Annotated in this window: 33 protein-coding genes, 1 tRNA gene and 1 pseudogene; 14 read left to right on the top strand and 21 right to left on the bottom strand. The window is 58.1% G+C overall.

Annotated elements, in window-relative coordinates; translation table 11 throughout:
• Positions 1–5: 5 nt before the first annotated feature.
• On the bottom strand, positions 6–374 hold the full coding sequence (locus HX899_RS11900; RefSeq protein WP_064651861.1) for a response regulator: 369 nt from the start codon (positions 372–374) through the stop codon (positions 6–8).
• A 200-nt stretch (positions 375–574) separates the two neighbouring features.
• Here HX899_RS11900 and HX899_RS11895 point away from each other — a divergent pair.
• A tRNA-Ile gene (locus tag HX899_RS11895) sits at positions 575–650 on the top strand.
• A 161-nt stretch (positions 651–811) separates the two neighbouring features.
• Here HX899_RS11895 and HX899_RS35025 read toward each other — a convergent pair.
• The 4 genes and pseudogenes from HX899_RS35025 to HX899_RS11875 all read right to left on the bottom strand — a co-directional run.
• Positions 812–1,315, bottom strand: a pseudogene (locus tag HX899_RS35025) (tyrosine-type recombinase/integrase); the annotation flags it as partial.
• A 470-nt stretch (positions 1,316–1,785) separates the two neighbouring features.
• Positions 1,786–2,052: a hypothetical protein gene (locus HX899_RS11885; RefSeq protein ID WP_181292545.1), complete on the bottom strand. Its 267-nt coding sequence runs from the start codon at positions 2,050–2,052 to the stop codon at positions 1,786–1,788.
• Between the two features lies 1 nt (position 2,053).
• Positions 2,054–2,215, bottom strand: coding sequence for a hypothetical protein (locus HX899_RS11880; protein ID WP_165421703.1), 162 nt, complete (start codon positions 2,213–2,215; stop codon positions 2,054–2,056).
• A gap of 217 nt (positions 2,216–2,432) precedes the next feature.
• Positions 2,433–2,753: an HNH endonuclease gene (locus tag HX899_RS11875; protein ID WP_181292544.1), complete on the bottom strand. Its 321-nt coding sequence runs from the start codon at positions 2,751–2,753 to the stop codon at positions 2,433–2,435.
• Between the two features lie 403 nt (positions 2,754–3,156).
• Between HX899_RS11875 and HX899_RS11870 the strand changes: the two genes are divergently transcribed.
• From HX899_RS11870 to HX899_RS11845, 6 genes are all read left to right on the top strand, one after another.
• Positions 3,157–3,327 (top strand): hypothetical protein, encoded by a 171-nt coding sequence (locus HX899_RS11870; protein ID WP_018494900.1) that lies wholly within the window; start codon positions 3,157–3,159, stop codon positions 3,325–3,327.
• Positions 3,324–3,578, top strand: coding sequence for a hypothetical protein (locus HX899_RS11865; RefSeq protein ID WP_181292543.1), 255 nt, complete (start codon positions 3,324–3,326; stop codon positions 3,576–3,578). Before HX899_RS11870 ends, HX899_RS11865 begins: the two co-directional genes overlap by 4 nt.
• A gap of 150 nt (positions 3,579–3,728) precedes the next feature.
• Positions 3,729–4,028: a helix-turn-helix domain-containing protein gene (locus HX899_RS11860; protein ID WP_181292542.1), complete on the top strand. Its 300-nt coding sequence runs from the start codon at positions 3,729–3,731 to the stop codon at positions 4,026–4,028.
• Positions 4,025–4,489, top strand: coding sequence for a helix-turn-helix domain-containing protein (locus HX899_RS11855; protein WP_181292541.1), 465 nt, complete (start codon positions 4,025–4,027; stop codon positions 4,487–4,489). The genes HX899_RS11860 and HX899_RS11855 overlap by 4 nt, the downstream gene beginning before the upstream one ends.
• A complete protein-coding gene (locus HX899_RS11850) occupies positions 4,486–4,674 on the top strand; it encodes an AlpA family transcriptional regulator (RefSeq protein WP_181292540.1) in 189 nt (62 codons plus the stop codon). Before HX899_RS11855 ends, HX899_RS11850 begins: the two co-directional genes overlap by 4 nt.
• A 172-nt stretch (positions 4,675–4,846) precedes the next feature.
• On the top strand, positions 4,847–5,200 hold the full coding sequence (locus HX899_RS11845) for a hypothetical protein (protein ID WP_181292539.1): 354 nt from the start codon (positions 4,847–4,849) through the stop codon (positions 5,198–5,200).
• Here the strand turns inward: HX899_RS11845 and ligD are convergent.
• A complete protein-coding gene (ligD, locus tag HX899_RS11840) occupies positions 5,182–6,231 on the bottom strand; it encodes a non-homologous end-joining DNA ligase (RefSeq protein WP_181292538.1) in 1,050 nt (349 codons plus the stop codon). The genes HX899_RS11845 and ligD overlap by 19 nt on opposite strands.
• Positions 6,232–6,364: 133 nt before the next feature.
• Here ligD and HX899_RS11835 point away from each other — a divergent pair, with 133 nt between their 5' ends.
• From HX899_RS11835 to HX899_RS35015, 6 genes are all read left to right on the top strand, one after another.
• Positions 6,365–6,796: a hypothetical protein gene (locus HX899_RS11835; RefSeq protein WP_181292537.1), complete on the top strand. Its 432-nt coding sequence runs from the start codon at positions 6,365–6,367 to the stop codon at positions 6,794–6,796.
• Positions 6,778–6,996, top strand: a complete 219-nt coding sequence (locus HX899_RS11830) for a hypothetical protein (RefSeq protein WP_181292536.1) — start codon at positions 6,778–6,780, stop codon at positions 6,994–6,996. The genes HX899_RS11835 and HX899_RS11830 overlap by 19 nt, the downstream gene beginning before the upstream one ends.
• On the top strand, positions 6,983–7,492 hold the full coding sequence (locus HX899_RS11825) for a hypothetical protein (protein ID WP_181292535.1): 510 nt from the start codon (positions 6,983–6,985) through the stop codon (positions 7,490–7,492). Before HX899_RS11830 ends, HX899_RS11825 begins: the two co-directional genes overlap by 14 nt.
• A 27-nt stretch (positions 7,493–7,519) precedes the next feature.
• Positions 7,520–7,894, top strand: a complete 375-nt coding sequence (locus HX899_RS11820; RefSeq protein ID WP_181292534.1) for a thermonuclease family protein — start codon at positions 7,520–7,522, stop codon at positions 7,892–7,894.
• Between the two features lie 106 nt (positions 7,895–8,000).
• Positions 8,001–8,144: a hypothetical protein gene (locus tag HX899_RS11815; protein ID WP_173862991.1), complete on the top strand. Its 144-nt coding sequence runs from the start codon at positions 8,001–8,003 to the stop codon at positions 8,142–8,144.
• Between the two features lie 570 nt (positions 8,145–8,714).
• Positions 8,715–8,951 (top strand): DUF6894 family protein, encoded by a 237-nt coding sequence (locus tag HX899_RS35015; RefSeq protein ID WP_246697092.1) that lies wholly within the window; start codon positions 8,715–8,717, stop codon positions 8,949–8,951.
• A 705-nt stretch (positions 8,952–9,656) separates the two neighbouring features.
• On the opposite strand, the gene HX899_RS11810 is transcribed toward HX899_RS35015, so the two are convergent.
• The 3 genes from HX899_RS11810 to HX899_RS11800 all read right to left on the bottom strand — a co-directional run bounded on the left by HX899_RS11810 (position 9,657) and on the right by HX899_RS11800 (position 12,518).
• Positions 9,657–10,754, bottom strand: a complete 1,098-nt coding sequence (locus HX899_RS11810) for a hypothetical protein (RefSeq protein WP_181292533.1) — start codon at positions 10,752–10,754, stop codon at positions 9,657–9,659.
• A 92-nt stretch (positions 10,755–10,846) separates the two neighbouring features.
• Positions 10,847–11,995, bottom strand: coding sequence for an SGNH/GDSL hydrolase family protein (locus tag HX899_RS11805; protein WP_181292532.1), 1,149 nt, complete (start codon positions 11,993–11,995; stop codon positions 10,847–10,849).
• A 259-nt stretch (positions 11,996–12,254) separates the two neighbouring features.
• The gene (locus HX899_RS11800) at positions 12,255–12,518 is read right to left on the bottom strand and encodes a hypothetical protein (protein ID WP_181292531.1); all 264 of its coding nucleotides are present in this window, start codon (positions 12,516–12,518) and stop codon (positions 12,255–12,257) included.
• A gap of 137 nt (positions 12,519–12,655) precedes the next feature.
• On the opposite strand from HX899_RS11800, the gene HX899_RS11795 reads away from it, so the two are divergent.
• Positions 12,656–12,841: a hypothetical protein gene (locus HX899_RS11795; RefSeq protein WP_181292529.1), complete on the top strand. Its 186-nt coding sequence runs from the start codon at positions 12,656–12,658 to the stop codon at positions 12,839–12,841.
• 628 nt (positions 12,842–13,469) lie between these two features.
• Here HX899_RS11795 and HX899_RS11790 read toward each other — a convergent pair.
• The 12 genes from HX899_RS11790 to HX899_RS11735 form a co-directional block, all read right to left on the bottom strand.
• On the bottom strand, positions 13,470–13,811 hold the full coding sequence (locus HX899_RS11790; RefSeq protein ID WP_181292528.1) for a hypothetical protein: 342 nt from the start codon (positions 13,809–13,811) through the stop codon (positions 13,470–13,472).
• 228 nt (positions 13,812–14,039) lie between these two features.
• Positions 14,040–14,411: a hypothetical protein gene (locus HX899_RS11785; RefSeq protein WP_181292526.1), complete on the bottom strand. Its 372-nt coding sequence runs from the start codon at positions 14,409–14,411 to the stop codon at positions 14,040–14,042.
• Positions 14,408–14,887 (bottom strand): lysozyme, encoded by a 480-nt coding sequence (locus HX899_RS11780; protein WP_181292525.1) that lies wholly within the window; start codon positions 14,885–14,887, stop codon positions 14,408–14,410. Before HX899_RS11780 ends, HX899_RS11785 begins: the two co-directional genes overlap by 4 nt.
• Positions 14,871–15,125 carry a hypothetical protein gene (locus HX899_RS11775; protein ID WP_181292524.1) on the bottom strand — a complete coding sequence of 85 codons (255 nt, stop codon included), beginning with the start codon at positions 15,123–15,125 and terminating at the stop codon, positions 14,871–14,873. The genes HX899_RS11780 and HX899_RS11775 overlap by 17 nt, the downstream gene beginning before the upstream one ends.
• A gap of 28 nt (positions 15,126–15,153) precedes the next feature.
• Positions 15,154–15,666 (bottom strand): hypothetical protein, encoded by a 513-nt coding sequence (locus tag HX899_RS11770; RefSeq protein ID WP_181292522.1) that lies wholly within the window; start codon positions 15,664–15,666, stop codon positions 15,154–15,156.
• Positions 15,663–16,019 (bottom strand): hypothetical protein, encoded by a 357-nt coding sequence (locus HX899_RS11765; protein ID WP_181292520.1) that lies wholly within the window; start codon positions 16,017–16,019, stop codon positions 15,663–15,665. Before HX899_RS11765 ends, HX899_RS11770 begins: the two co-directional genes overlap by 4 nt.
• Positions 16,019–17,161: a hypothetical protein gene (locus HX899_RS11760; protein WP_181292518.1), complete on the bottom strand. Its 1,143-nt coding sequence runs from the start codon at positions 17,159–17,161 to the stop codon at positions 16,019–16,021. The genes HX899_RS11765 and HX899_RS11760 overlap by 1 nt, the downstream gene beginning before the upstream one ends.
• Positions 17,158–20,799 (bottom strand): host specificity factor TipJ family phage tail protein, encoded by a 3,642-nt coding sequence (locus HX899_RS11755; RefSeq protein ID WP_181292517.1) that lies wholly within the window; start codon positions 20,797–20,799, stop codon positions 17,158–17,160. The genes HX899_RS11760 and HX899_RS11755 overlap by 4 nt, the downstream gene beginning before the upstream one ends.
• A complete protein-coding gene (locus tag HX899_RS11750; protein WP_181292516.1) occupies positions 20,714–21,184 on the bottom strand; it encodes a C40 family peptidase in 471 nt (156 codons plus the stop codon). Before HX899_RS11750 ends, HX899_RS11755 begins: the two co-directional genes overlap by 86 nt.
• Positions 21,184–21,687, bottom strand: a complete 504-nt coding sequence (locus tag HX899_RS11745) for a DUF1833 family protein (protein ID WP_138387005.1) — start codon at positions 21,685–21,687, stop codon at positions 21,184–21,186. The genes HX899_RS11750 and HX899_RS11745 overlap by 1 nt, the downstream gene beginning before the upstream one ends.
• Positions 21,684–22,034: a hypothetical protein gene (locus tag HX899_RS11740; protein WP_181292515.1), complete on the bottom strand. Its 351-nt coding sequence runs from the start codon at positions 22,032–22,034 to the stop codon at positions 21,684–21,686. Before HX899_RS11740 ends, HX899_RS11745 begins: the two co-directional genes overlap by 4 nt.
• Entirely contained in the window at positions 22,031–25,177 is a 3,147-nt protein-coding gene (locus HX899_RS11735) for a phage tail length tape measure family protein (protein WP_181292514.1), read from the bottom strand. Before HX899_RS11735 ends, HX899_RS11740 begins: the two co-directional genes overlap by 4 nt.
• Between the last annotated feature and the right edge of the window lie 35 nt (positions 25,178–25,212).

Genomic DNA, 25,212 nt, shown 5'->3' with positions numbered 1-25,212 from the left:
TGCCGTTACGTCATCAGGGAATTGATGGTCGAAATCAGCGTGTCGTGCATGTAGGGCTTCGGCAGGAAGGCGGTATTGGCGGGCAGCGCCATCGGATCGAGCCGCACCATGCCGGAGGTGATGATGATGCCGATATTCGGCCGCATCGCCCGCACCCGATTGGCAAGCTGGAGGCCGTCCATCGAACCCGCCATGTTGACGTCGGTGAACAGGATATCGACATCCTGCCTGCCCTTCAGCACCACCAGAGCTTCGTCGGCATTCGCCGCCTCCAGCGCCACATGGCCGACCTCCTCCAGCACATCGAGGATATTGAACCGGATCAGCGGCTCGTCCTCCACGATGAGCACCACGGCACTGTTCAAAGCCACCATCTGCGATCGCCCTCTTCATGCGGAATGTGACTTGAATAAGTGTAGCCCGCGCGAGAAGGTTCCAGTGGCTGCCTACGAAATATGCATCGTCCACAGATGCTTGCGCTGCCCGCTTGTGGCTCCCCCGGATTTGCGTTAGAGCGGAACCCGTGCTGCGGGAACCATTGCCCCGGCACCCAAGCGCCGGATACCCGGCGCCAGGGCCTGTAGCTCAATGGTTAGAGCCGGCGGCTCATAACCGCTTGGTTGGGGGTTCGAGTCCCTCCGGGCCCACCACTCAATTTTGCAAGCTCCTGTTTTTCCTCCATTTCTTTAGCTTCTAGGTCCCACTTTTCAACAGTGGACTCCCCAGGTGGGACACTTTTGTTCTCGTTCCGATCCGGCAAAAGAAGCTTTGTGGCATCTCCGGCCAGCTTCTTTCGACGAGCGGCGCGTGTGTAAAGATCTGCCTGCTGGCTCGTCGTCCATCCAAAAATTGCCTTGAGTTGGTCAGACGTTGCGCCGTTCTCTGCGGCGATCGAAGCGCCCGCCTTTCGAAGGCCATGCGCCGAGCAGTGAAACAGACCGGCTTCGTCGCACCATTGGCGCATCTTGTTCCCCAGGCCCTTATCCGAAAAGGGCCTGCCGTACTCGGTGACAAGAAAGGTCAGCTGACCGACGGGCACCCGATCCAATTCCTCGGCGAGGTCGGGTAGGATTGGCACGTTGACCTCTACCCCGCTCGACTTTCGGGTCTTACCGGGTCGAATGCGAATCCAACCATCATTAAGATGCTGCCGACCAAGGATGGCGGCATCCGATAGCCGCAGGCCAGTGAACATGAAAACGGCGAGAGCTCGCCGCGCGGTCGTGCCAGGGGCGTGTTTGGCCTCGTACTGTTCGATCTCCTCAAGCGTCCACGTATGGAACCCATCTCCTGACTTCAGGCGTTTGATACCCATGCAGGGATTCGTCTTCGCCTCCCCGACCTCGATGGCCCAAGCAAATAGCGCGCTTATGGCTTTTACGATGTTATTGGAGGCGCCCGGGCTATCGATCCTTGTATCGCGGATAGCCGTCACATGCTTTCGCTCGAGGAGCTCAAAAGGCTTGTCGCCGTGCTTGACGCAAATTTCTTCGAGGATACGCCGCCGGCGACTCATAGTGTCGACTGTGATCGAGTTCGCTGCGCGCTTGAAATGCTGCTGGCAGAGCCAACGGAAGGACCGCGCTACAACAGGCTTCGATGAATCGGAAACGACGGGAGATTCGCCATAAGGTATCCCCTTTTCGGCGCACTCATATTCGCGCAAAAACGCGACTGTACCCGGCTTCTGACGAAGGCGGACCTTCTTTTTACCCTTTGCACGGAAGTAGACGCGGACGTTGCCGTGCCGGTCTGTGTCTTCGATGATGCCCTTTAGGTTCAGTTTCAAGCTACGTCATCCCAAGGGTTTTCCCCTGTCGCCGGCAGATGGCGCGTGTCGTCGCGAGGAAGCGCGTCGAATGCCTCGTCCAACTCGCAACGATCCCAAAGAATACGGCCGCCGGCTTTCCGCGGACAGGGCATAGCACCTTGCCCCACCATCTGATCGAACAGAGTGGCGCCGATGCCGACATAAGCCGCAGCGGCCACGCGCGAAAGACCGCGTGGGATCATGCCATAGGGCAAGCGGTTGTCGTTAGCGGCAGCGGGCATTTTACTTGCTGCCCTTTGGCTTCTTTGCGTCCTTCTCGGGCGCTTTTTCTTGCTGTGCTTTATGAAGTTCCGTTAGCGTAACAGCGAAGCGCTTAAACGCCGCGTTGCTAGCTTTCTTCGAAGCCTCGCTTTGGGGGACAAACTTTGTCTGCTTTTCTGTCACTCTTCTCTCCTCTTTGGGTGCGCGTTGATTGAGAAGCGACCGATTTACAAATTTTGCAATGCTTAGCGGTCGGCTGCAGAATGATGAAAGTGTAAACAGGGCACTTTGGTCAAGGAGAACCAGCCGGCGCGCCGCTGGTGTAGTCGCGGGTGGTGATCGCGCCGGCCTATGGTGTTGGTCCCGCCGCCGATGCGGCTCGGCAGCGGGTTAGCGCGGTCTACGACCCACGCCGATGCGCGCAGGGCGGCGCACATTCGATTAATTCCCAGAACTCGCCGCGGCGGTAAGTCTTGAACATCAGCCAATCCATTCCGGATCCGCGCATTCCATTGCACTCGCGGCAAGCTGCCGCCATGTTGTCGCGTCGCGTCCACCCCTTGCGGCGATTGGTCATCAGATGTTCGAGCGTTGCGGCGTCTGGTTGGTGTTGATCCTTGCCGCGAGGCAGGATGACCATGAGGCGGTCGCAGTAACAACAGCGCCCGCCCTGCTTGTTGAATAGCTCAAGAACGAGAGCTCGCTTCACTCCGGTCTTCATATAGATTCCCGCAGGCGGTGAGACAGCTTCCTTCGACCGTACGGAACGGGCGGCCAGCCATGTCACCAGCTATAAGTTGGATGTAATAGATTTCTCTTCCGAACGCCGATCGAGAGCGCGTCATTACGATCGCGACGTGGTCGTGGAAAGCGACAGTGTCGCCTGGAGCGAACTGGAAGTCAGCGGCAAGGTAAACTCTTGTCTGTCGTCTGCCAAGCAAAGAGCGTGGCAGTAAGCTTCTGTCGGCGTGGCCTATCGGTGCATGAATGGTCATTGTTGTGCTCCTCGTTTCGTTGGTAAATGTTAGTATTTGTATATCGAATGATTTCATGGCGGTCAACAGCGAAATGCGATAAATGTTTGCATGCTGCGAACATGCCGCAATTTACGGAGACGGAAGACAATGGCGAAGACGGCCGCGATCGGCATTCGCATAGAGCCCGAACTGAAAGACGCAATTGAAGCGGCCGCCAAAGCCGAGCGACGCTCTGTGGCGTCGTATATCGAGAAGGTGATTGCCGACGATCTGGAAAAACGGGGACTGCTGACGCCGGCAGAGCGGTCTGGACGATGACATTTTCTTACGCGGCTAGAATTCTCGCCTACCTCATACTTCTCGTTGGCGCCTGGCAGGTTGTGATCGGCTTAGTGATCGCGCACGAGCTTTTGTTGCCATACGAGGAGGCACTGCGCCGCTACACACCCGGAGCACCGAGCTCAGGATCCGTGATTGATAAGGGGATCTACAAGCTCGTCGCTGCTGTGGGACTCGGCGCGGTCGCTGAGATCGGCTTGCACGTCAAGAAGATGCGGGGAGAGCAATAGGTCTGTTGCTCTTGACCGCCCTCACCCGACTCGCCTAGCCATTTGCATGCGGCCCACCAATCCGCGCACCACCACACTGAGGAGACACGTCGAAGCGGCTGGCATTCGTGCCGGCGGCAATGTGTTTGTTCTTTTCTTGGAGGTGCGCTCTTGGAGCCAACCATTCCACTCGACATCATCTACACGGCTGACGAAGCCGCCGAACGGCTCAGGCTGACCAATCGTGGTGTGATCAAGCTCGGCAAAGCGTACGGCTTATGCTCACGCGTCGGTCGCGACTACTTGTTCTCGGAACAAGATCTGCTGGCGCTCTGGGAGGTGATGCGGGAGCCAGCCAAGGTGCCGAAACCGCCGACAGTAAAAGCATTCCCGTCCGAGGCGCAAAAATACGAAAGCCTCTTAAAGCTAACAGCTAAAAAGAAGGGTCTGGGGCGCCAACAGAGGCCATGAACGACGTTTGGATCCAAAAATCGGCTCTCTACTATGCCAAATTTGCCGAGCCGCTAGACCCAGATCAGGGCTGGCGCCGCGAAGACGTCCAGTTGGCCTTCGTGGCGGGCGCGCGAGAACAACCTATCCGCCGGCTTCTCACCATGAGAGAAGTCGCGGAAATCTTGGCGACGTCCGTCTCGACAATCCGCGATCTCGTGCTTCATGGCGAACTTGCTTATGTAAAGGTCGGGCGCGGCACAGAGCGGAATCACATGGCCTTTGCTCCGGAGGAGATCGAGAGCTTCATTAAGCGGCACACGCAGCGGGATTACGCCGTTGCGGCCCCCAAGACCATGAGGTACGGGACGCGCAAGCGCGCACATGAACTCGCCGTGGAGCGGGCTACTTCAGATGAAGGCAGCTTCATGGCCCAGTATGAAGCGCGGCGCGCAGCAGCCAAGGAGGCGAAGAAGAAATGACCATTCCCCCTCGCCTTATCGGTCGCAAAGAAGCGGCTGAATATTGCTGCATATCGCCGACGTGCTTCTCGATGTGGGTGGCGAGCCACAAAATGCCGCCGACGATACCGGGCACCCGCAAATGGGACAAGAGAGCGATCGACGCGAAGCTTAACGAAATTAGCGGCCTCGGCAACAACAACTGATTTGTCGTAGTTCTCTGACCTGCTGTGAGGTCGTCAGAGCGACCTCGCGCCTGCGCTTGGGCCCGTACAGCGGACCGCTCCACATCGCATCGCCCATCTTAAGGGGCGGAACTTTTCCTTCGCTGGAAAGTTACGCCATAAGCTGCCCAAGCTCGCCCAAAAGGAGGGTTCGATGTCTTCGGAATTGACTTCTTGTTCCTTAAACACCGACGATCTGCGCCTCCTCCAGAAGGTGCTCATCGATTGCGGATACAAGTGTGAGATTGCAGGTGGGCAGTCTGCCGGTCCCAACCTGGCCGCGACATTGCTCATCCGCCTATTCCAAGACGGCATGACCGATCCGATAGATCTAGCCGACGAGCTGGTGCGCCGTTTTGGCCGGACAGAAATGGCAGCTCCCGTGGAAGGGCAGTTGCATAAGGATGCCATTCGTGGATTATTTTCTCCCAGCCATGGCGGTAGGGGGTCGAAATATCACCACGAAACTCCGACTCGGTCCTTTCACCGTCAGAAATCTGGCTCATAAACCGCCGCGTTATCCTGCTTGTCCCGCAACCCCTTATAAGAGGCATGCCGCAGCTTGCCATCATCGGTCCAGGCTCGATATTCGATCTCGGCGATTAGTTTTGGCTCTACGAAAATTGCTCCTTTGCGATCGACGACGGCAGCCGGCGTGGATGTGATGAGGCCGTCGAGCTTCTCACGAAGCTCATAAGCGTTACGCTCGTTGAAGCCTGTCCCGACCCCGCCAACGTAGACCAGCTTCTTGCCCTTGCGCGCGGCGAGCAGAAGGCGACCGATCCCGGCACGCGCGACTGTGGATCGCTCATAACCGACGATCACAAAGCTGTCGCTTTGGACGCATTTGATTTTCAGCCAGTCACCAAGCCGGCCGCTGCGATAGGGCGCGTCGCGTCGCTTGGCGATGATACCTTCCAACCCGTGTTCGCAGGCGCTCGCCAGCAACTGATCACCGTCGGCCTCGATCTCCTCCGAGAGCCGGATATCGCCCTGCTCGCCGGCCGGCACCAAATCCTCGAGCAGATGCCGGCGCATGCTGAGTTCGGATTTTCTGAGATCATGGCCGTCAAAATAGAGCAGATCGAAGGCCATGAAGATGGCGACGCTTGAGGTCTCCTTGCCGCCGCGGCCGCCGAGCGACTGTTGCAGCAAGCCAAAATCCGACCGGCCCTGCTCGTCGAGAACCACGGCCTCGCCGTCGAGGATTGCCGTGCCAACAGGAAGCCACATGGCCGCCAGTTTGATTGCCGGGAAACGATTAGTCCAGTCATGGCCGCCGCGCGTCAGGATGCGGACGCCCGTCGGCTCGATGTGAACCGCCAGGCGATAGCCATCCCATTTGATCTCAAAAACCCAATCGTCACCCTTCGGCGGCTTTGCCCTCAGCAGCGCAAGGCACGGCTCGATACGGGAGGGCATGGGATCTAACGGAAGATTGGGCTGAGCGGGATCGCGCCGCTGGCGGGGCCTGCCGCGGACTGGGGCATCGCTTTCGTGCAGCAACGGCTTCGAAGACTTGCGGGGCGGCTTAGTCATGCCTCACTTCATCAGCATTACCTTAAAAAGCAATTGACCTAGATTGATTATTGACTCCGTCCGCCATGCGAACATAATAAGAACATCGGCGAGGCGGCCGCCAATCTAAAAACCGAAGCTATGGAGAACGGATATGCTCAAGCAGCCGAATGGCGAAGCTGTGCTCCTTCACTGGTACACCGACCTTCTTGAAGATGCCGAGTTCTATTGCGGCCAAGCGCGCGAGATCAGCAAAGAGAGAGCTGTCCCCGCGCTCGTGAAAGCTGTTGCTGGTAGTAGAGATGTTCGGTTCTTCGTCGTTCATATTCTCGATCCAGACACGCTTCGGCATGCGCTCATTGTGATCGCCCTTGATCCTATGGCGGGCGATGCGGTTGGCGTTGCCAGCATGGAAACCGATATCGTTGGATGGGTTGATGACGATGGCCTTAAGCAACCGCTACTGCGGGACGTTTGGACCGACCCGATTAGATTTCGATCTGCGCCGGATTTCGAGTTGGCGCTTGCCCACTACCTCGCCATTCTTCAGGACTGCGGAAATTTGCGATGGGTGCATCTGTCGTGAAAGAGGCATTTTCCGCTGATGAGTTGCCACCCGAGTGGGAGATCGAAGCCGTCCTCGCCTATCACGAAGAAGACGCCCGGGCAGCGATCGGCACGCTACTCGATGATATCAGGCATTTGCGCCGGCAACTGGCCCTCGCGGAAGGAGCTATGAGCAGAGGCATGACGCGAGGATGGCTGCCGGATTATGACCGTCGATGATTGGAAGTCAGCCGATGCCGGTGGTGAGTTAAAGTCACACTCGGGCAAGCGGGTGGGCGTGATCTGCGAGGAATGCGAGATTTTGAAATTCTTCGACGGTGACGAGCTCATTGCAAAGCATGGCAATGCTTCTATGCCTTCGCTCCTCGCGACGCTCGCAAAGGAAGACCTCGGATGCCCGCGCACCGAAAACAAATATTACGAGCGCTGCAAACTCACCTACCACCACAGCCCGGGTGAATGGGCGCGGCGGTGTGGGTATGTGAAGCCTGAGGACGCGCGGAAGGGTGATCGCGCCCTTGGCGATCTGGCTGAGTGGGAGGGTCTAGTGGCATTTTGCAGGAACGCGGATTGCAAGCGGAAACGACCGCTTGATCGATGGGCACTGCAGAAGCGGCTCGGCAAAGATACGAAGATTTCGGCGATAGGCCCGCGACTGAAATGCAAATGCGGTCACCGCGGCGCCAACATCGTCATAGGCTATGTCTCGCGGTGATCTCGGAACACAAGAAGGGAATAATAAGTGATAGCTGGACTGATCATCTGCGCATCGCTGATCGTCGTCGACGGCGACACGGTGAAATGCGACGGGCAGAACTTGAGACTGCTGGGGGAAGGCGTTCCGTTCGTCTCGGGCATCGATACGCCGGAGATTGGATCGCACGCGAAGTGCATCAAGGAACGGAAGCTGGCGCTGATCGCCAAGGGAAGACTGAAAGAGCTTTTGGCTGAAAAAGGATTGCGCGTCGTATTCAGCGGCGCGGTGGACAAAACACCTACGCACCGGCCGCTCGTTAACATCTACCGAACGAATGGTGAAGAAATCGGCAAGAGGCTCCTCAAGGAAGGGTTCGCCAGGACATGGAGCCCGAAAAAGCGGAACGACTGGTGTGATTGAGCGTCTCCCACTTTCCCGTTGCCCTTCATCTGTCGTTCAGGATGGATCGCCGACACTAGTCCAATAGATATTCGAAGATGGCATCTGGAAAGAAGGAGTCCAAGGCATGAAGCTTATGACCCTGGCTGCCGCAGCAAGCGTGGCTCACTTCCGATCTTCACATTATCGCGGCAATCTTACTCAAATGGTGATCGATCCAAATTCTCCTCGTCCACAGATCAATGGACCGCAAAAATGTTTCAAGCACTAACCACCCTTTCCGATAATGATATCGAACTTGTCGTTGATGCGGTGACGGAATGGTGTTCTCAGCATCATTGCGACATTCAGAGCAGTCGCGGGCATTTTGCCCTCGCGACGGCTGTCGATGCGCTCCAGAGTTCACCGAACCCTGAGAGCTTGCTCCAGCATCTCTCAGAGAAATTGGACGAAAAATAATTCATTAGTCTCGGGTTTAGATGGCCGCCCAACGCACGCACAGGAGAAGCGATGCTTGGGGTTAGCAATGATCGCTGAGCGGCCTACGGAATTATACTCAACATAGTTGTAAGCTGAAGTCACTTTATCCTTCAGAGCGAAACCGTACGATATTCGATTTATTTCCGAGCAAGCCTGTGGAAATAAAGTAGTATTATTGCCCACGTATTAAGCTTGTGCAACATAGTCTTTGCAGCGCCACGACGCGTTCTTGCCTAGAAACCACCCCCCTGCCTAATCCCCGCTCACGCGGGGTTTTCTTTATCACCCGGCCTGCCTCAATCTCGGAACAATTCGTTTTGCGAGAGGTTGGGCGGGCTATCTAGTCATCGAGGAAGAAGGATTGCCGAAGTATTTTTTCCACGTCCGCCGGCACGGTGCCTTTGAGGAAGATCTAGAAGGCACTGACCTAGCGTCACCTGAACACGCTTTGAAGGAAGCAATCGCTGCCGCTCGTGAGATAGTGGCGGAGAGGATTCGCATGGGGCAACCGGCAGACGGAGACACCTTCGAGATTATGACAGAGGACGGCACATTGGTCGCCACTGTGTCCTTCCGGACAGCAGTCGGCCTAGACTAGAGCCTCCTGAGGTCAATTGATCTTCAGCCAGTGCCTCAACCAACCACCTGCGCCCCTCCCTGGCATAGGCAACCGAAGAAGTGCAACGTTGGGAACTTTTCCGACGATCTGCGGTTAGGCCACGAGGATCGCACAGGCGCCCCATACTGGGGTGTCCGCTTCCCTTCCTTCCTGTGCGGTCCGTCCTTTCCACAAATTGCCCCGTTTCGGCGGGGCTCCTTTTTGATCCGTGGCGAGCAATGACGGGAACCTAACCGGTCCCTTTCTTGTTATATCTGCAGGAAAGCACGGGTGTTTGTTCCTCCTGTGCGATCCATGAACTTGCCCCGTCTCGGCGGGGCTTTTTTTCCGATCGAGTTTGCGGAAGCAAATCGAGGCGCGGCTGCGTTGTGCGGCATGAAAGCGGGCTGCCTGCGGTTCGGCAGTTATTTGGAAGCCTGAAACAGAAAAGCCGCCTCCCCGGTTAAGGAGAGGCGGCTTTGACATAGGGCTCCACGAGAGTTCGCGGCAGAGTGTTCTCAGTCTACCGCTTCCATTCCCGCACCACGAGGTTTTCAAACTCGCGCTTGGTCATGGTGCGAGGCCGCAGCGATAATGATCCATGCACCGTGTATTGCACGACATCATCGTCGATCCTTTCGATAAGAAAGGGCCGCGTTGCATGGCGCGTTATATAAGACAAACCAGCCGCGAGCTTAACGCGGGCTATAGGGATTGGATGGGCGCTAATGTTCCACCCCTTTTCAAAGGATCTAGTTGGGGGCGCAGGCGCGCCCAGTTCCGCAACAGCGTGTTTCCATAATCGATGCCTTCACGACTATAAGCTAATTTCGCCCCCGCTGCATCAACTGGCTTTCCGGTCAGAAAAGAGAATGCCTCCTCGCCGGCCTGGATGATCGGGACGATCATGCGACCAAACTCAGAAAACTCTTTCTCTTTGTCCTTACTCATCGCAGCGAACCACGTGCCCGCAACGTAAAACTGCCTTACCGCAACCGGTGGATAGAAGCGGCTGCCCATGTCGACCAGGGACGCCGCCTCGTTGAAGCAACGAAGGGCCAAGTAGATCGCAATGTTCCTGATTATCGTGTAGGTGCTGTTCTCCCCGAACTCTGCCTCCCACGCTGGGTTAGCTGGAAGCCATTCTCTTTCGAGGAGCTCCGCCGTGGACATATGTCTCGCCGCAAAGCAGTCAGCGTCCATTTCTATTGTTTGTCGGTCGATAGCGCTGACGGGAAGGTTGTTGTCGCGCTCTATCTCCTCAACGATACCTAATCCGTAGCGCTCTTTCATCAGGCTTGTGTGTCCATTCCAGATGTGGCCCAGTTCGTGCATGAAGACATAATCAAGGGCAATCTGCGTCATGAAGTTAGCCAGCCGGCCTCTTAACGGCCCATGGGCTCCGGCTACGTGCGAAGGCCAATGATCCAAGCTGAAAAGGAGGCCTTCCGGTGGCAAAGGAGCTGGCTCGACTTGATCATACGGCAACCCCTCTAGGAACGGCAGAAACTCCTTGAAGAGCAGGACTCGTCGAAACAACAACGAAAGCGAGACCGGCACATTCACGGCAATCGCTATTAAATCGCCGGCCTCGGTAGTGCCTGCGAACGCGTTGAAATCCTTATCCTCGGTCCATCCAATAGCCACTTTGTGCTCAGGTGCCGCGCATTGAGCAGACCTCTTCGCTGACAAGGATTTGAACCTTTCTAGCGCGGCTTCCAACATAGGCGACCAGCCGCCCAATCCTTTCGGGTCAAAATATCGATCACCCCACTCGCCGATCATTTCTTCGAAGTCCGACACGCCTTGCCCCCGATACTGAAGGTGCAACCGTAGCTGGCCTTCGATCGCTAGTCGAGTGCTTCAAATTGCCGAAAGCAACTGCACGGGCCCCATTACCAGCCGTCGGCGATGAGGCGGTCCCCGATGAAGCCTGCATAGAGGGAGACCCCAAGCTCATTGAGGTGGAGGCCATCGGCTCTCAGGGCTGCGCCCACCACGTCATCGGCATAGGCCGTGCCATCTTGGTAGGGCTGACCTGGAGCCTGCAACGCGATAATCATGGAGCGGACATCAAGCCAGTTGTCCGGGAAGGCCGCTGCGACAGCGGCGTTGTTGGCCATCTTGTTGATGTACCCGGCGCTGCCTACCGGCTCGTTCGAGCTGTTGAAGCTGGGGAGGATGAGGAACTTGGTGCCCGGCGCAAGGTCTGCCACGGCGGCCTGGATGTCACCCAGAACAGTATGCCCTGCGTCTGGCCCGTTCGTGCCGCAGAAGAAGATGTGGGCACGATCGGTATAGTTGACATCATCAATGGACCGCTGAGTTACCTCGGAGGAGGTCTGTCCGCCGATACCCGCGTTGGCCACAAGGCGGCCCATACGGGTGGCCACGATGTTGGTCCACTTTTTGTTGACGTCGGTGATGTAGGCAAGCTCGGTGAAGCTGTCCCCGAAGGCGACCATGTTGAGGGCACGGGGGTTGGTCCTGGGGTCTTTGCTAGCCCACTCACCAGCGATGTAGGACTGTAGGCCCCACTTCCAGGCCAGGAAGCCAAGCACCAGGGCGCACTCATCAATGGTCAGCACACGGTTGTAGCCGACGATCTCGGAGATGATGCCATTCCAGCGGGAGCCGGTGTTGGCCGGGTCGCCACCAATGCGCCACGTGGTCATAGCCCCGTAGGTTGGCGCCCCGTTGGCTCCGCCTCGGGTTATGCCATTGATGTAGTTGTAGGCCAGCGAGGTGGTGCCCCGAAGCTGAGTGATGGTGGGACCGTCACTCTCCGGTGCATTGGGGTCGGAAATAGCCGTCGCCCCAGAGTACTGGTAGATGCGGTTGTCTACATTCCCCACGTCAACCTGACAGCCAGTCCTTACGGTGCCCCCGGAGTTCTTGCCCAAGGTGAGGATGGCAGCGGTGGCGTTGAGGTCATTGTCCCAGACCTCGAAGAGGGAGTAGGGCGCTGCCGTGAGGTTCATCACCTCAGCGGACATGTCCATGTGGTTGGTGCCCGAGAAGTCCAGGGTGGGCAGCGTGCCCATCGTCCTGGTCCCGAAGTTGGGACGCGCGGTTGAGGCGCCAGTGGCCTTGCCGCCATATGAGCCCTTGTTGATCCACTCGGTAACGAGAGAACCAGATAGGACCATGGAGGAGGAATCGGCACCATCGAAGTTGACAACCAACCCCGGAATATCCGTGAGCGCCGCCATAGCCGGGACGATGGGTGGACTTCCGCCACCCTGCCCGCGGCCCGAAATGCTATATCTGCCGATTGGCGACAACAGCGGGCGAAATAGCGACTCAAGCACTGAAGACCCCGCACGTTTCGCCAGCGACGCGCGTAAGGCGGTAGGTGCCGGGTGCCGCGATGGCGATCGCCGGTCGGAAGGGCGTGAGCTCGCCTACGTCGGTGTAGCCGCCGGCGTCGTCCTTCAGCGTGATGCGCACGCGTGCCTGCGAGGTCGTTGCGCCCTTGATGCCAACGGTCACTGTCGAGCCAGAGGCGACGACCAGGTCAGAGGAATTGGCAGCAGTCGAGCCGACCGCGAGAAGTTCGGTTGCCATGGTAGTCTCCATAATTTTAGGGGTATCAGCCGCGCGTAGGACTCGTGCTGCGGTTGCTTTGTGGCAGCAGTCACAATCGCGCTAGCTTGATTTTTGCAATTCGTGTAACCTACCGCCCCGAAACGGGAGGGTGTTCGATGTCTAAAAGACCGAGTGACGACGAGGTGCAGCAGCAGGACCAGAAGCAAAGACAGCAGCAGCAGCAGCAACAAGGTTTCGAGGAGAGGTCACTCTCCACTGGCTACCTGGATGACAAGCTTTCCGGCGTCGGGGGACAAGGGACGAGCGGCGGAAAAGGCAACAAAGGCAAGAGTAAAGCCTAAACGGTGGGCGCCATACCGTCGTGGACATGGTCCGAAGCTCTTAGCATTGCGGCAAGCCTAGCCGCGATCATTGCTTTGCCCTATGCCGCCTATCAAGTTCGACGAGCGCGAATAAACTCCTCCGCAACCGCGGCTGCAATGATCTTTGCGAATGTTAGAACCCGAATAGTCGAATTGGCTGCGCAAGAGGATGAGCGCAACTTATATGAGGCCACAGTTGCACTCCTCAATGAAATTGAGCTCTCGTGCGCCTTTTACCTTGATGGTCAGTTTGGGGGGTACTCTGGCAAGCTCGCGAGGGCATTCCTTCAGGACATTCTTGGCTCTGTAGAACGAAACGAAAGACTGCTGGGCTATGCGCAGAGAGCAATCCACAAGCCCGACACCTTCGAATGCGTTCGCAAGTTCTGCTCCAAACACAAGAGGGGATGGAAGGGACTGCAAAGCCCTAGTTCTTGAGGCGGCAGCCCCACTTGCGCATCTCGTAGCGCCACTGATCCATATCTGCCGAGTCGAGCTTATAGCCGGCTGGGCATAGCGCTTGCTTAATCAATGGCACTGCCCCCGACGGACGGTCATACTTTCTTTGCGCACGAAGTATCGCCCCCTCCATTCGTTCAAGCACGCCCTACCCCCTCGTGACCGATCTGCGCGGCTGATTTTCGTAGAGGCGATCGAGCCGATCGTTCAGGCCGTCGATGCGGTTGCCGACGCCCTCAATTGCCCTCATGATTTGGCTGGTCTGTTCCTGCATCCCGGCCTTGGTCACATACATTTCTGCCGTATGAAGTTTGTGCGCGGCGAGATCGGCGCATGCCCGATCTGCTTTGGCCTCCGTCGCAGCAATGCGCTCGCCGGAGTTTTTTTCGCTTTCCCGCACGCGGCCATCGATCTTCCACCAGATGCCCCATCCGGCGCCGGATACGGTCAGGAAGAGCAGAATTACTTTCATGATTTCTTCTGGCGTCATTTGCTCACCGCCCTGTCCTCAAGGCCGGCGTCACGGTCGGCGTAGAACCCAACGAGAGCCAGATGGCGCCGGACGCACGACAGCAGACGTTCGCGGTCAGTGATCCAAAGTTTCTCCAACGCCGCCTGCGTCAACGGCTTGTCGCCAAGGTCGACAGGGCCAAGGCACTTCGTGGTCAGTGCACTATCAGCCTTCCGCAGCACTGGCGGTGGCGGCGCGATAATCAGCCTATCGGACCTTGTTGATACGGCGCACGCTGGTAGCACCGAGAGCAGTGCGGCCAGCATCAGGATCTTCGCTGGCTTCACGCTGCAGCTCCACTATTTGTTTTGATAATTGGTCGGCCTCGGCCTGCATTTCGGCGATACGCTCCGCCTCTCGCGCCTTGGCTTCGTTCTGGCGCGCGGCCTGCCGCTCGACTTCGGCGTTTCGAGCCGTGACGGCTGCGGCATGTTCCGCGGCAATGATGCCCTTGTAGTGGACCTCAGCCCGGGCGTAGCCGCGGTGGTCGACATAGGCGTATGCGGCCACCAGCAGCGCGAGCGCGGCTAGTGTGCCAGCTAGCCATCGGCCGACTGGGCTTAGGAGGAATGCGATCATGTGACACCCCGCAAGCAAAGCTTGAGCTCGGCAGCGCGCCTATTCACTAGACCCTGCACCACCCTGCCCCCGGCGCGATTGAATGCGGTCATGGCCTGGCAGCTTTCCTTGATCTTGCCGTCTCGAGCGAGCCGGGCGAACGAAGACTTGCAGGCAGCACCGACGCCGATGTTGTAGGTCACCGAAATAGCGGCAGCCTGCCACTCAACCGGCTTGCGGTCGAAGTCGACGATGCACTGCGTCAGCGGGCGGTAGTAGTCGTTGGTGACGCGCGTCAGCAGCTTGTCTTCGCATTCCGCCTTCGTGAACTTCATGCCTGGGCGAATGCCTAGCGTCTCGCCGTAACAAGCGGTCCAGACGCCAACGATATCGGGATAGGATTTCAGCGACAGGCCTTCCCACGGCTTGATGAGTGCGCCGATCGACAACGCGACAGCCACCGCGGCGGCCACCGCTTTCTTAGGAACCTTGGCCATTATCGGCATCCTTGTTCTGGATAAGCAGGCGGGCGACATACGCACCGCCAAGCAGCAAGAGCGTCAGCCACCACGGCAGCCAGTCAGAGACGACCGGCACGACGTTGAGGATGATGTCGGACACAGCCGCTAGCTCGATGAGCCGGAGCGACCAGGCGCGCTTCCAAGTGAAGCCCGCATCGGGGATCAGCACGCGCGCGACAGCGTCACGCGCGCCTGAGAAAAGCGTGCGAAGCATGGTAGGATCCGGTTTGTTCGGGTGTGGATTAGACCCGCTTAGGGCCGATCTGAAATGCGTAGTGGTGGTTACGGCCGTCGTAGGCCTTATTGACCCAGCCGAACCAGAGCTTCAGGTAGAAGCCGCCGAACAGCGGCTGATCCCGCTTCCAGCAGAAGAAGCGCACGCCCTTGGCCGTCTGCATGACGTACCATTGATTTTTAGGGGTATCGCTGATCACCTGACGGACAACGACGCTGCCCGCCGCGGGCATGCCCAAAAGTTCCGATTGCCAGCCGTGGGCCGGGTTGCGGCAGATCCAGCATGTGCGTTGCCACCAGAGACGCCAGCCAGACAGGCCGGCGCGATAGCCTTTCACGCGCTGCGATATGCCGCCGTCAAGACTGGCGTCGAGCGTGGAAAACCATTGCAGAATGCCGGGAAGTCTTGGGCCGGTCACCAGAGACAGCGCTGCCAGCAAAGGCGACAGGGCATAGGAGAGCAGAACGAACGCTAGGTTCGCGGGCAGGTATGCAAGATATCGTGCAATCGGCCAGATCATAACTGCGAAGCCGCGACGAAGAACTCGTCTACCTGCTGGGTGGTCAATCCCATGGCCGTGAACCCGGCCACCATCATAGGACTGTCCTTCACGAAGGTGCCGCTATATTCGAACGCATCTTGGGTTTCACCGTCCTGCGTGGCCACCCATGCCTTGACCTGATCAAGCAGGCCGGAGCGCCGGAGCTTCAGCCGGAATTGACGCGCAGAGACCGACGAAACCGGCAGCGGCTTGTTTAGGTACTCAACGACAGCAGCGTCGTCGGGCGCCAGCAGTTCCTCGGCAAAACCTTCCTGGATTTGCTCAAAAAGTCCACAGATGTCGCCATCGGCGTTACGTGTCACATAAGGCATTATGCAGTCCTCTTGCAGGGGAAGGTGAAGCCGTCGGTCCAAATCCAAATGCTGCCAGAGGCGCCAGACACCCGGCGGATCTGCATGCTTGTGTTCGTCCAGATTTCGTCGGAGCCAACGGCAAAGCCACTTGCAACCTGAATCGTGCCAACATTTCCGCCTGCATCATTGCCGCCAGCGACAAGCGTTCCTTGCGCCGGATCATGGAACAGGGCCGAATTGGTTGTGGCACCAGATGAAAACATAAATCGCAGGTTTGCTTTGACCTTCACCCCATTCGGTACGGTGATCGCCAAAAGCGCCGACGTTGTCGAGATTGCAGCGTTAGTTACTTCCCTGATGGGCGTGGTGTATGTGTACTCGTCTCGAGAGTTCATTATGAACTCGCGGATGTTTGAGCTGCCATCGGTCAGCGCAACACCGATCGGCGCCAGCACATCATAGCCAGTCAGCAGCGAGAGATTGACACCGCCGACCGTGGCCGATGTGGAAAGCACAACCTCGCCACTTCCGTCCGATTGCTTGCGAAGCGCATAGACGAAATAGGTGGCGTTCGCCGCCTTGGTGCCCGTGTCGAGGCCACCGCCATTGCCGGCCACCCACGTGCCATTGATGTTCTTGGTGAGCGTGCTTGCGCTGGATGCGAACTTGCTCAGCGCCTTCACCGTGAAGGCGGCAATATCCAGATGCGTGAGCGGCGTCGACCCGTTCGGCAGGACGATCCCGCCCTGCACGAAATCGGGACCGAGGAGCGGCGCAAGGAAGGTGCTCAACACGGTGAGCGTCAAGCTTTTCGTGTCGCCTGCCGCGCTGTCCCATATTCCCAGCTTGTCGGCACCGATCGGCGCCGTCTTTGCCGTTGCAGCATTGATCGCGGCGCCGAGACCACTGAAGGTGACAGCATTCGTGGCCGTATCGACTACCATCAGCAGAATATCGTCTGCTCCATCATACAGATATAGTTTTAGCTGCCCCGCGGTGGCCGTTGATACCCAAACCGTTCCGGCGACCGCATAGGCTGGCCGTGAGGCACCGGAGTTACCGCTGAGTAGCGCCCGAAGGCTGTCGTCCATGCGTGCCGCCATCAGGCTCGGCGTGGCCGGGCCAGTTGTTGGAACGCTAAAGGTGGTTGCTTGACTCATTGGAGGTATCCATACCCTTTTGCAACATAGTCGAAGGTCCGCGCGACAGGCGTGCCCGACGAGTTCTTAAATCTGATGGTGAAGCCCGAAGCGGTCTTTGCCGTTATCTCGGAATAGTCGCCGGTCAGCATGTCCTGGGCAGCGATCGAAATGCCGCTTAGGACATAGTAAGGCGACGAGAAGCTGATCACACGCCCGGCGGTCGTCACCAACAGGTCGTTTTCGGCGATCACGCGGTCTGGCATGTCGACGGTGACACCCAGCAGTTCAACCACCGGAGTGACATCAAACTGCAGCGACTGAAGCTTGGCACGGAAACGATAAGCGCGTGCCGAAACGTCCGCCGTGGTCAACTCGGCCCAATCCGCCCATGCCGGCGATCCAGAAGGATCGTCTTCCGTTGAGGAGACCTCGACCCGCACGTTCCATAAGGAGTCGGATGCCATACCGAAATACTCTGACACGCCGAACCAGTCGGAACGCGCGAATAAGTCGAGACTCGCTACCTCGCCAAATGCGCTGACGCTCGCGGAAACGCGAGACGTGTAGACCGCCCCGAGGTCAACGATGTCGGCGAACTCGTAGGTTCCCTCGCTGGCGAAGCCCCCGATCGAGAGGAAGAAGTCGTCCACCGAAAACCAGTCGACGAGCTCAAAAATGTCGGTCGCCGTATCGAGGCGAAGAGCCCCACTTGCGGCCACGACATTGGTCTTGCTTCCTGCAAACGCCGGATCTTCCTGCAAAGCCTCGACGGCATTGAAGGCCGTGAGGGGATTGACGGTACTGACGATAAGCGCTGCATTCTCAGACAGCAGGCCAGCGTAGTTGACAGCTTTGATGAGGTAGGTGCCAACCATGGCCGGGACTTGCGCCTGCGACCCGACCACGTTCGTCCGGAGCTGTGAGGCTGTCTGCCAGGTAGCTCCGGCGATAGCTGGCGAAAACCTTATCTCACAATGGGAAAGAGCCTGATCAGGCTGCAGCGCCCACTGCATCATGGCGATATCGCCACTAATGGAGATGCGGAAATCCGTCACGTCAGCCGGGTTTGAGGCAAAGATGGCGCAGATGAACGACCCTATTAGCGCCCCGGAAACCTCGCCGTTTGCGAACACCGCACGAATGCGAACGTCATAGACGCCAGTCGCCAGATCTACAAAGCGGATTGATGGAGCACTGACGCTTGAAGCCGTGATCCACTGCGCATCGCCGTTCGCCTTGTATTGCACGATATAGGATGCGGCAGCCCCAACATCCGGCGCTTGCCAAGCCATATCGACCGCCGACGTCGCCGGCGACGTGGTCCAGATGGATTCTACATAAGAGAACCCTGACGGAGCAGACGCGCGGTAGTCCGGAACCGGAGCAATGCCGGTCTGGAACGGCGGAATGTCGCCAGTGTCGGCCTGCATGATCGCCGGAGCATCGTCGACCAGTTCAAGCTTGGCTGAAAGATCCTGGCGAGCGAGGATGCTTTTGACGCGAAGAACGACGCTTTCAAAGCCGTTTTCACCGAACAGCGCCAAGTCGCCGGCCGACGGCAGGTCGCCAGTGTCCGAAAACACAAAGGAGCGGAACTCGCCATCAATGCCAGTAACCGTTCGCAACAGCGACGAGCCGTCCGGCCGCCGGAACCGCATGGAATAGGTCTTACCGGATTCCATGCGGAGAAGATCATCCAGCACAACGCCTTCTGGCGCCGCTGATACCGACCTAACCCTTGCCGAACCCGCCCCCCACAACACAACATCATGATTGACGCGAACGCGGTCACCGCGCGTGCAGACGAGGTTTTCAAAGTCGGTGTCGAGCGAATAGGTCTCGCGCTGCAGCCGAAGTTGGGCGATGTGATAGCGACCGTGCTTCCACACCAAGTCTTTGTCGGTGACCCCGGGGAAATCCAGGCCTTCGAACTTCGTGGCATTGGCTTCGGTGTATCCGTCGTCATAGACGACGCGCTCATCGTTGAGATAGCCATTTTCCCGATTGATGAACGACACCCGGAAGCCGTGCGGCATGTCGACGTAAGCGCGAACAGACGAGAAGTTAGCTGAGTTCCGTGGCGAGAAGTGCTGAACGATCGTCGAGTCCGAGACATCCCACACTACGCCCCATCGCCCGTCACGGAACGAAACCGCGGCGCGGCCAGCGGCAGCAATCTCCGTCAGTCGGTCATAGACTGACTTCTGATCGGTCGCGACGAGATCGAAGGTGAACCCTTTCGCTTCGCAATATGCGTGCCAGTCCTGTAGGCTTTCGAGATCGATCGAGGCTCCATCGACGGGGCGCGCATTGCCGTTGCCCTGCAACACCTGTCGGAAGTGGTCAGCCGGGTTGCGCGTTACCTGCCCAGACGACCATGTCACGCCATTCCATGCCCTGATTTTGGGGCTGGCGATGCAGTTCAGAGTGTTGACGGTGCCGTTAAGCTGGCCCGTTGCCCTGATCCGCATTGCGATCACTGTCAGTGGCTTCGTAAAGCTGATGACAGGCTCATTGCGCCGGCCGCGGACTGCGGTCCAGTAGACCGTCTCGGCGACCGTGTCCTTGCCATCATAGTCCGGCGAAGACTTGCTCAGCCTGACATCGTATTTCCCTCGCGGCACAGACTTTGAAAGGGTCCGGCGAATCGCTTGCGGAGAATTCGATGTTAGGTCGAATGTGCCGAGCGACAACCACGTGCTGCTGCTTGTGAGTTTATACTGGGCATCGATCGTGACGGTGTAGTTGACACGAGAACCATCTTTCGCCTTCAGCCGATAAATCCCGTTCGGGGCGCTCACGTCGACCGATATTTCGTCGACATTGTCTGCGGTCGTCCGCTGTACCCACCCGGTAGCAGCGTCCGTCTCAACAGAGACGTCTTCTTGAAAAACTGGCTTCGTGTAGAGCGTCACTGGCGTGACGGTGTGATCCTGAATGACTTCATATTTGACGTCCTCGAATTTCGAGATCTCGGTCTCGCCGATCTTCAAATCCGAAACGGCGATCGGCCCGTAGCCGACCACGAAGAGCATGCGTAGATACTGGTCGTCCCCGACGAGCTCGGTGTACGCGCCAGCCGCATAGGGCGGCGAAATTCGGTGAGTTCCGAAGATTTCCGGAATGGCGCCGTATTGCGCCGCCTGGTTCTGCGCGCCGCCGATCGAATAAAGCGTTGTCGTGTTGGGCAGCGACGCGGGCTTGGCCACCGGAAACAGCGCGTTGAGGGCCATGGAGCCAGCAAGCGAGATGCCAGCGCCGATAAGGCCTGTCGCGACAGAAAATGCCGTCGTCCCGGCGGTTAGTCCAAAAAGCGCTCCTGCCAACCATGGAGCGGCGACTGCTGCTACAAGAGCCACGACCAAGCCGGCGATTGCTTTCAAAGCGCCCTTCCCCGGCACCTTGACGATGGTGACAGAAACGCCCGGCTTGACCCGAACGCGCGGCCAGTTCTTCGGCTCGATGACGTGGCCACCGATCGTGACGTGCAGGCGAACAGGCTTCAGATCGCAGAACGCGATGATTTCCTCGATCGACAGGCAGGCCGGAACTTCAAAGTGCTCGCGCTGCTTACGAAGAGGAGAGCGGCGCAGATAGACGTCCACCATCTCGTTCGGCCCGATGATCTGGGGCGTCACGTTTCGGGCTATCAACATGGATTGTCCTGTAGAACCCGGTGATCCGGTCGCGCCATCGCACGTCGGCCATCCGTTCAATTTGTGAGGGGTGAGGCCCTTCGGAGTGCAGCATGCGACCGCCGCCGAGAAACACCCCGACGTGGCTGTCGTGCCGCCCGGCGCGCATCAGGACGCAATCGCCAATGGCAGGAGTTTCGACTTGAACCCAATCACGGTCGCGCTCCGCCCTCATCAGCGGCCCGATGTCGCGACGGTCGAACCGCCTCACCTCCATCTCCGCCACATAGGTGGGCACAAGGATGCCAAGAATGTCACGGTAATAGAGGTAGAGAACGCCCCAGCAGTCCGCCCCGTCGTAGCCTCGGCCGTGCGGGACGTATGGTATCCCGATGAACCGCTCCATCAGAACAGTCCAGGGAATGAGCCTGGGGTAAACTGGCCGGCCGGGTGCGGCTCATTGATCAAAGCATCCGCAACCAGCGTTGCCGAAACAGTGTGATCGTCAATCGAGACGTCGGACATCTGTAGCGCTGGCATGGTGATCTCAACCATATCGAGATCCGACGCCAACACGATCTCCATCAGGACGCTGGCCGGTGTTGCGAAGCTGCGTAGAACGGCAACGAGCGACCGCTCGATATTGTCCATCTTCAACTGAACACGAGGCGGGTTGTCGCTTTGATCATCAGGAAGCGTGAATTCGAACGGCAGATAGAAATATTGTTCGCCGCGGCTCTCAGTCCCGTAGACGAGCGGGTCTTCGGAAAGGCGGGTCGTGGCGTTGCTGGAGAGGTAGATCGGCGCTTCGAGGTCTTCGTGTGTCACCGTTAGGAGACAAATGACAACCTCATCTGTCTCCTGCGCATTTGCCGCGGCGATGAATGTCGTCGAGACGTTACGGCTCACGGAAGCACCTCAAGAGTTATCGAGACCTGCCAAAGGTTCCCATCAAGGGAGGCCTTCGGCGGCTCTTTGACGCGCACGAGCAAATCGGGACCGCCAAGCCTATCTGGAAACCAAAAGGCTGCCGCGCCATCGCTGAGCGTTTCGGAGAGGAAGGCCAGGAACGAACGGTATTGGCCATAAGTCATGACCATCGTGCCGCTCTGATCCCAGACGTTTGATGTGGTGCGCCGGCGAGCCTTTGCAGGCCCGACCGACACATCAGAGTAAATGACGTTGTCCGGCCGCGTCTCCTGATAGGAGGGAACCGTGAAACGCTTCGGCAGGTCGTATGGCCAAAAAGCTGTCATCGTCTTGCCAATCCACCTTGAAGACCAAACTGCGACTGCACCGCCGATCTCGATCGAGATCCTGGCGTCGACATTTTGTCGGCGACCATGTCGTCGATGACCATTTCAATGGTCTGGCCAGAACTGGTCTTTCGCTTTGTCTGCGAAACCTTCGACCCGTTGTTGTTGATAATTTTGATCTCAACGTTGTCGTTGCCGTACGCGCGACCCGATGGAGCTAGCGACGGCCCGGCCAGTCCACCCTTCGCCAACTTGGCGACAGAGCCTGAGTTGATGGCGTCAAGTAGTCGGCGATGCTTTCGCGTCGCCGAAGCGTTGATGACGTACTCGCCGTTGGAAAGCATTGCTGGGATAGCATCGTCAGTCGGACCACCTGCGCCGGCTACTTGGCCGCCGTCGGCCAGCCCTAGGAACGCCCCAAATGTCGTGTTCGGCTTGAATGACGGGCTAAAAAGCGATGCCCAATCGAAGCCGCCAGCGCCGCCGGCAAGTTGCCCCCATCCGCCCCCGCCCGAGCTAAGGTTGCTGCCAAACTTGTTCAGACCATTGCCAAGCTGGCCGAGGCCATCGATCGCTGTGCGCGAAGAACTGGTGAGCCCACCTAGAGAAGCGGCGGATTCGGTTGCGCGCCGCGCCTGGACTTCCATGGCGCTGACCCACTCCTTGCCAACGCCATCGCTGAGGTTGCCGGAAAGCATCTCAAGCTGCTGCTGGCCGCCGGAATACCGGGTCGCGCCCGTGGCGAAGCCGACGTGCCCACCGGCCTGATTGGCGCCGAGCCCACGGTTCTGCACCAGCACGTCACCCTTGAGGATCTGGCTTGGATCTACCTTCGTACCCCAATCAAGGAAGCTGTTTGCAACCTGCGAACCGCTTCCTTTGATGCCGACCTGCTCGAGCGAAGAGTTGACGAACGCCGCGCACCACTTCGTTTGTGCCGCATTAAGATCAACGCCGCCCTGCTTCAGGAAGGAGTTGATCGAAGACGTATTCGTGTTTTCGTTGGCGCCGAATAACGTAAAAGCCTTGTCAACCGCAGATCCGGCGCTGGAAACCACAGCTTTGCTTGCTGCCACTGCATTACCGGTGGACGAACCGCCACCTATGGCGCCAGTTATTGCCGCGCTAATGCCGTTTGCAGCGCCGCCGGGTTGCCCCGTGACACTCCCGATGATCCCGTTGATGATCTGGTCAATGAACCGATCAGCAATTTTCGAAATCTGGTTCAGCGCAGCATTCTGGATGGCGTCGCCAAAGGCCTTGCCGATGTCACCGCCATTATTGAGCAGAGCACTCTTGAAGTCGGACGCAAAATCCATGAGGTCGCCACGCAGATCTTCGGCTTTGACCGATTGCCTGATCTGGCTGGCCTGATCGCTATTGAGATCTTCCGGCAACCCGTATTGACGGAGCGTCGTCGTGATCTTCTGGTCTTCTTTCGACAGCGAATTGTATCGCATGTCGTTCAGCAGATCCTGCGAGAGCTTCGCCTTTGAGAGCGTCTCAGAATACTGCTTGTAAAGATCGACCTTCTTCTGGATCTCGGCGCGTTGCGTAGCCGAGAGCGACCGCCCCTTGTCTTCCGCCTGCTGGAACAGATCCAACGAAAAGCGTGCAGCATCCGCCTCGATGCCGTATTTGCCAAGCAGGTCTATTTCCTGCTTAACCTGGCCAATGCGATCATCTGCAGCCTTCTGCAGGTCACGGTAGGCGTTGGCGGCTTTTTGGGCGGCGCTTTCAGCGCTCTTCATCGCCTTGTCGGCGCCCGGCAAGCCTTCGAGCTCGATGTTTGGTCGGCTCTGTGGTGTCGGTCCAATCTCCGGCGTCATAAAGCCAGGGTTTTGGATGTTTTGGTCCCATGGCTGGGCGTTGGTTCCCGGCTTCCCGGTTTGCGGGTCAAAACTGCGCCACGTTGACTCTGGGATCGCGCGCAACGCTTCGTTGGATTCTCCGACCTTTTTAGCGGCCGTCTCAGCGCTTGCGGATAGTTCGTCGAATGCTTTTTTGAACTCTGAGACGGCGGGTATGCCGGAACTATTTATCGCCGCAGCAAGGGCATCCTGAACACGCTGAACGTCAGCGGCTTCCAGTTTGCCCTCGTTTGCTGCCTTGGCAAACTGCTGGTAGGCATCCTCGAACTGCTTGATAACTTCCGGTTCTTCACCACCGACACGCAAGTCTGCGACAAACGCAGCGTATGTGGCGCGTGTGTCATCTATACCCTTGCGAACCGACTCGAGCGTTTTCTCATTGACGAGGCTGACGCCCTGCCTAATGTCGGCAGCATCTTTCGCGCGAGCAAGCTCATTGGCGTACTCGCGAAGGGCTGGGATTACATCGCCCCAGCGCGTCGCAAGATCCTGAATAAGCTGCGCCTGCTCCTTGAGCCTCTCGGCGCTTTGGTCTCCACCAGTTGCGATCGACGAAAAATATTGGATCGCCGCAGCGCCACCGGCTATCAGGCCGATCGTCACCAGGGAAACCGGGCTCACAAGACTGGCGAACGCCGCAGCCAGGCCGCCGATTACCTGCTTGCCGTTGCCCATCGTGGCGAGCACGGATGAAAGCTGCGTGCCCTGCTGTAGGGCGATCTGCAGCGGGTTCATGCCCATCGCAGATGTTACTGCGATGTCCTGAAACTGTGCCGCAATGTTTGCAGTCTGAAATCCACCGCCGTTGCGTTGCGATGGCGTCGCCGCCAAGGCTGCATTGCGACCCTTGATGGCAGCCGTCGACGCGAGTGCAGCCTGCCGCTCTCTGCTGATCGCAGTCGCCATCTCGTTGGCTGAAATTGCACCGAGCGCATGTGCCTGCTTAATGTCGGCAACAGCGGTCTTGTATTGGTTGATTGTCGCAAATAGCGGAGAATAGCGAGCACGAAGCCGATCAAGCTCCTTGCCCTGATCCGCAAGCGCGCCGGTCCATTCCTTGGATGCCGCCTTGCCGATACCAACCATGCCGTTGATGCGGTTTTGAAGCGTCGAGGAGACGGAGTTGTCGATCGATTTGCCGACAGCCGAGAACTGTTTCTGAACACTTCCGGCAAGCGTGCCGAGATCCTGCTCAATGCGCTTGATGCTGCGGCGGAGTGTGGCCTGATCAGTCGAGATACTGATAATCAGATCATCGGTATTGTCAGCCATGCTGCGCGCATCCTAGAATTGAAAAAGCCCGCATG

The organism is Rhizobium sp. WYCCWR 11146 (assembly GCF_013591995.1).
GTDB classification, from domain to species: domain Bacteria; phylum Pseudomonadota; class Alphaproteobacteria; order Rhizobiales; family Rhizobiaceae; genus Rhizobium; species Rhizobium indicum.
The sequence above is the reverse complement of the archived record's forward strand: the minus strand, read 5'-3'. Positions and strand labels throughout refer to the sequence as shown.

Bases quoted from the DNA above. Each gene is read 5' to 3' on its own strand.
- HX899_RS11755 (WP_181292517.1), bottom strand. From the start codon at position 20,799: ATGTTGATAGCCCGAAACGTGACGCCCCAGATCATCGGGCCGAACGAG.
- HX899_RS11845 (WP_181292539.1), top strand. From the start codon at position 4,847: ATGTCTTCGGAATTGACTTCTTGTTCCTTAAACACCGACGATCTGCGC.
- HX899_RS11765 (WP_181292520.1), bottom strand. From the start codon at position 16,019: ATGCCTTATGTGACACGTAACGCCGATGGCGACATCTGTGGACTTTTT.
- HX899_RS11780 (WP_181292525.1), bottom strand. From the start codon at position 14,887: ATGGCCAAGGTTCCTAAGAAAGCGGTGGCCGCCGCGGTGGCTGTCGCG.
- HX899_RS11815 (WP_173862991.1), top strand. From the start codon at position 8,001: ATGAAGCTTATGACCCTGGCTGCCGCAGCAAGCGTGGCTCACTTCCGA.
- HX899_RS11870 (WP_018494900.1), top strand. From the start codon at position 3,157: ATGGCGAAGACGGCCGCGATCGGCATTCGCATAGAGCCCGAACTGAAA.
- HX899_RS11750 (WP_181292516.1), bottom strand. From the start codon at position 21,184: ATGGAGCGGTTCATCGGGATACCATACGTCCCGCACGGCCGAGGCTAC.
- HX899_RS11850 (WP_181292540.1), top strand. From the start codon at position 4,486: ATGACCATTCCCCCTCGCCTTATCGGTCGCAAAGAAGCGGCTGAATAT.
- HX899_RS11790 (WP_181292528.1), bottom strand. From the start codon at position 13,811: ATGACGCCAGAAGAAATCATGAAAGTAATTCTGCTCTTCCTGACCGTA.
- HX899_RS11900 (WP_064651861.1), bottom strand. From the start codon at position 374: ATGGTGGCTTTGAACAGTGCCGTGGTGCTCATCGTGGAGGACGAGCCG.
- HX899_RS11855 (WP_181292541.1), top strand. From the start codon at position 4,025: ATGAACGACGTTTGGATCCAAAAATCGGCTCTCTACTATGCCAAATTT.
- HX899_RS11775 (WP_181292524.1), bottom strand. From the start codon at position 15,125: ATGCTTCGCACGCTTTTCTCAGGCGCGCGTGACGCTGTCGCGCGCGTG.
- ligD (WP_181292538.1), bottom strand. From the start codon at position 6,231: ATGACTAAGCCGCCCCGCAAGTCTTCGAAGCCGTTGCTGCACGAAAGC.
- HX899_RS11875 (WP_181292544.1), bottom strand. From the start codon at position 2,753: ATGAAGACCGGAGTGAAGCGAGCTCTCGTTCTTGAGCTATTCAACAAG.
- HX899_RS11785 (WP_181292526.1), bottom strand. From the start codon at position 14,411: ATGATCGCATTCCTCCTAAGCCCAGTCGGCCGATGGCTAGCTGGCACA.
- HX899_RS11865 (WP_181292543.1), top strand. From the start codon at position 3,324: ATGACATTTTCTTACGCGGCTAGAATTCTCGCCTACCTCATACTTCTC.
- HX899_RS11770 (WP_181292522.1), bottom strand. From the start codon at position 15,666: ATGATCTGGCCGATTGCACGATATCTTGCATACCTGCCCGCGAACCTA.
- HX899_RS11805 (WP_181292532.1), bottom strand. From the start codon at position 11,995: ATGGGCACGCTGCCCACCCTGGACTTCTCGGGCACCAACCACATGGAC.
- HX899_RS11830 (WP_181292536.1), top strand. From the start codon at position 6,778: ATGGGTGCATCTGTCGTGAAAGAGGCATTTTCCGCTGATGAGTTGCCA.
- HX899_RS11795 (WP_181292529.1), top strand. From the start codon at position 12,656: ATGTCTAAAAGACCGAGTGACGACGAGGTGCAGCAGCAGGACCAGAAG.
- HX899_RS11835 (WP_181292537.1), top strand. From the start codon at position 6,365: ATGCTCAAGCAGCCGAATGGCGAAGCTGTGCTCCTTCACTGGTACACC.
- HX899_RS11735 (WP_181292514.1), bottom strand. From the start codon at position 25,177: ATGGCTGACAATACCGATGATCTGATTATCAGTATCTCGACTGATCAG.
- HX899_RS11760 (WP_181292518.1), bottom strand. From the start codon at position 17,161: ATGAGTCAAGCAACCACCTTTAGCGTTCCAACAACTGGCCCGGCCACG.
- HX899_RS11740 (WP_181292515.1), bottom strand. From the start codon at position 22,034: ATGACAGCTTTTTGGCCATACGACCTGCCGAAGCGTTTCACGGTTCCC.
- HX899_RS11825 (WP_181292535.1), top strand. From the start codon at position 6,983: ATGACCGTCGATGATTGGAAGTCAGCCGATGCCGGTGGTGAGTTAAAG.
- HX899_RS11800 (WP_181292531.1), bottom strand. From the start codon at position 12,518: ATGGCAACCGAACTTCTCGCGGTCGGCTCGACTGCTGCCAATTCCTCT.
- HX899_RS11885 (WP_181292545.1), bottom strand. From the start codon at position 2,052: ATGCCCGCTGCCGCTAACGACAACCGCTTGCCCTATGGCATGATCCCA.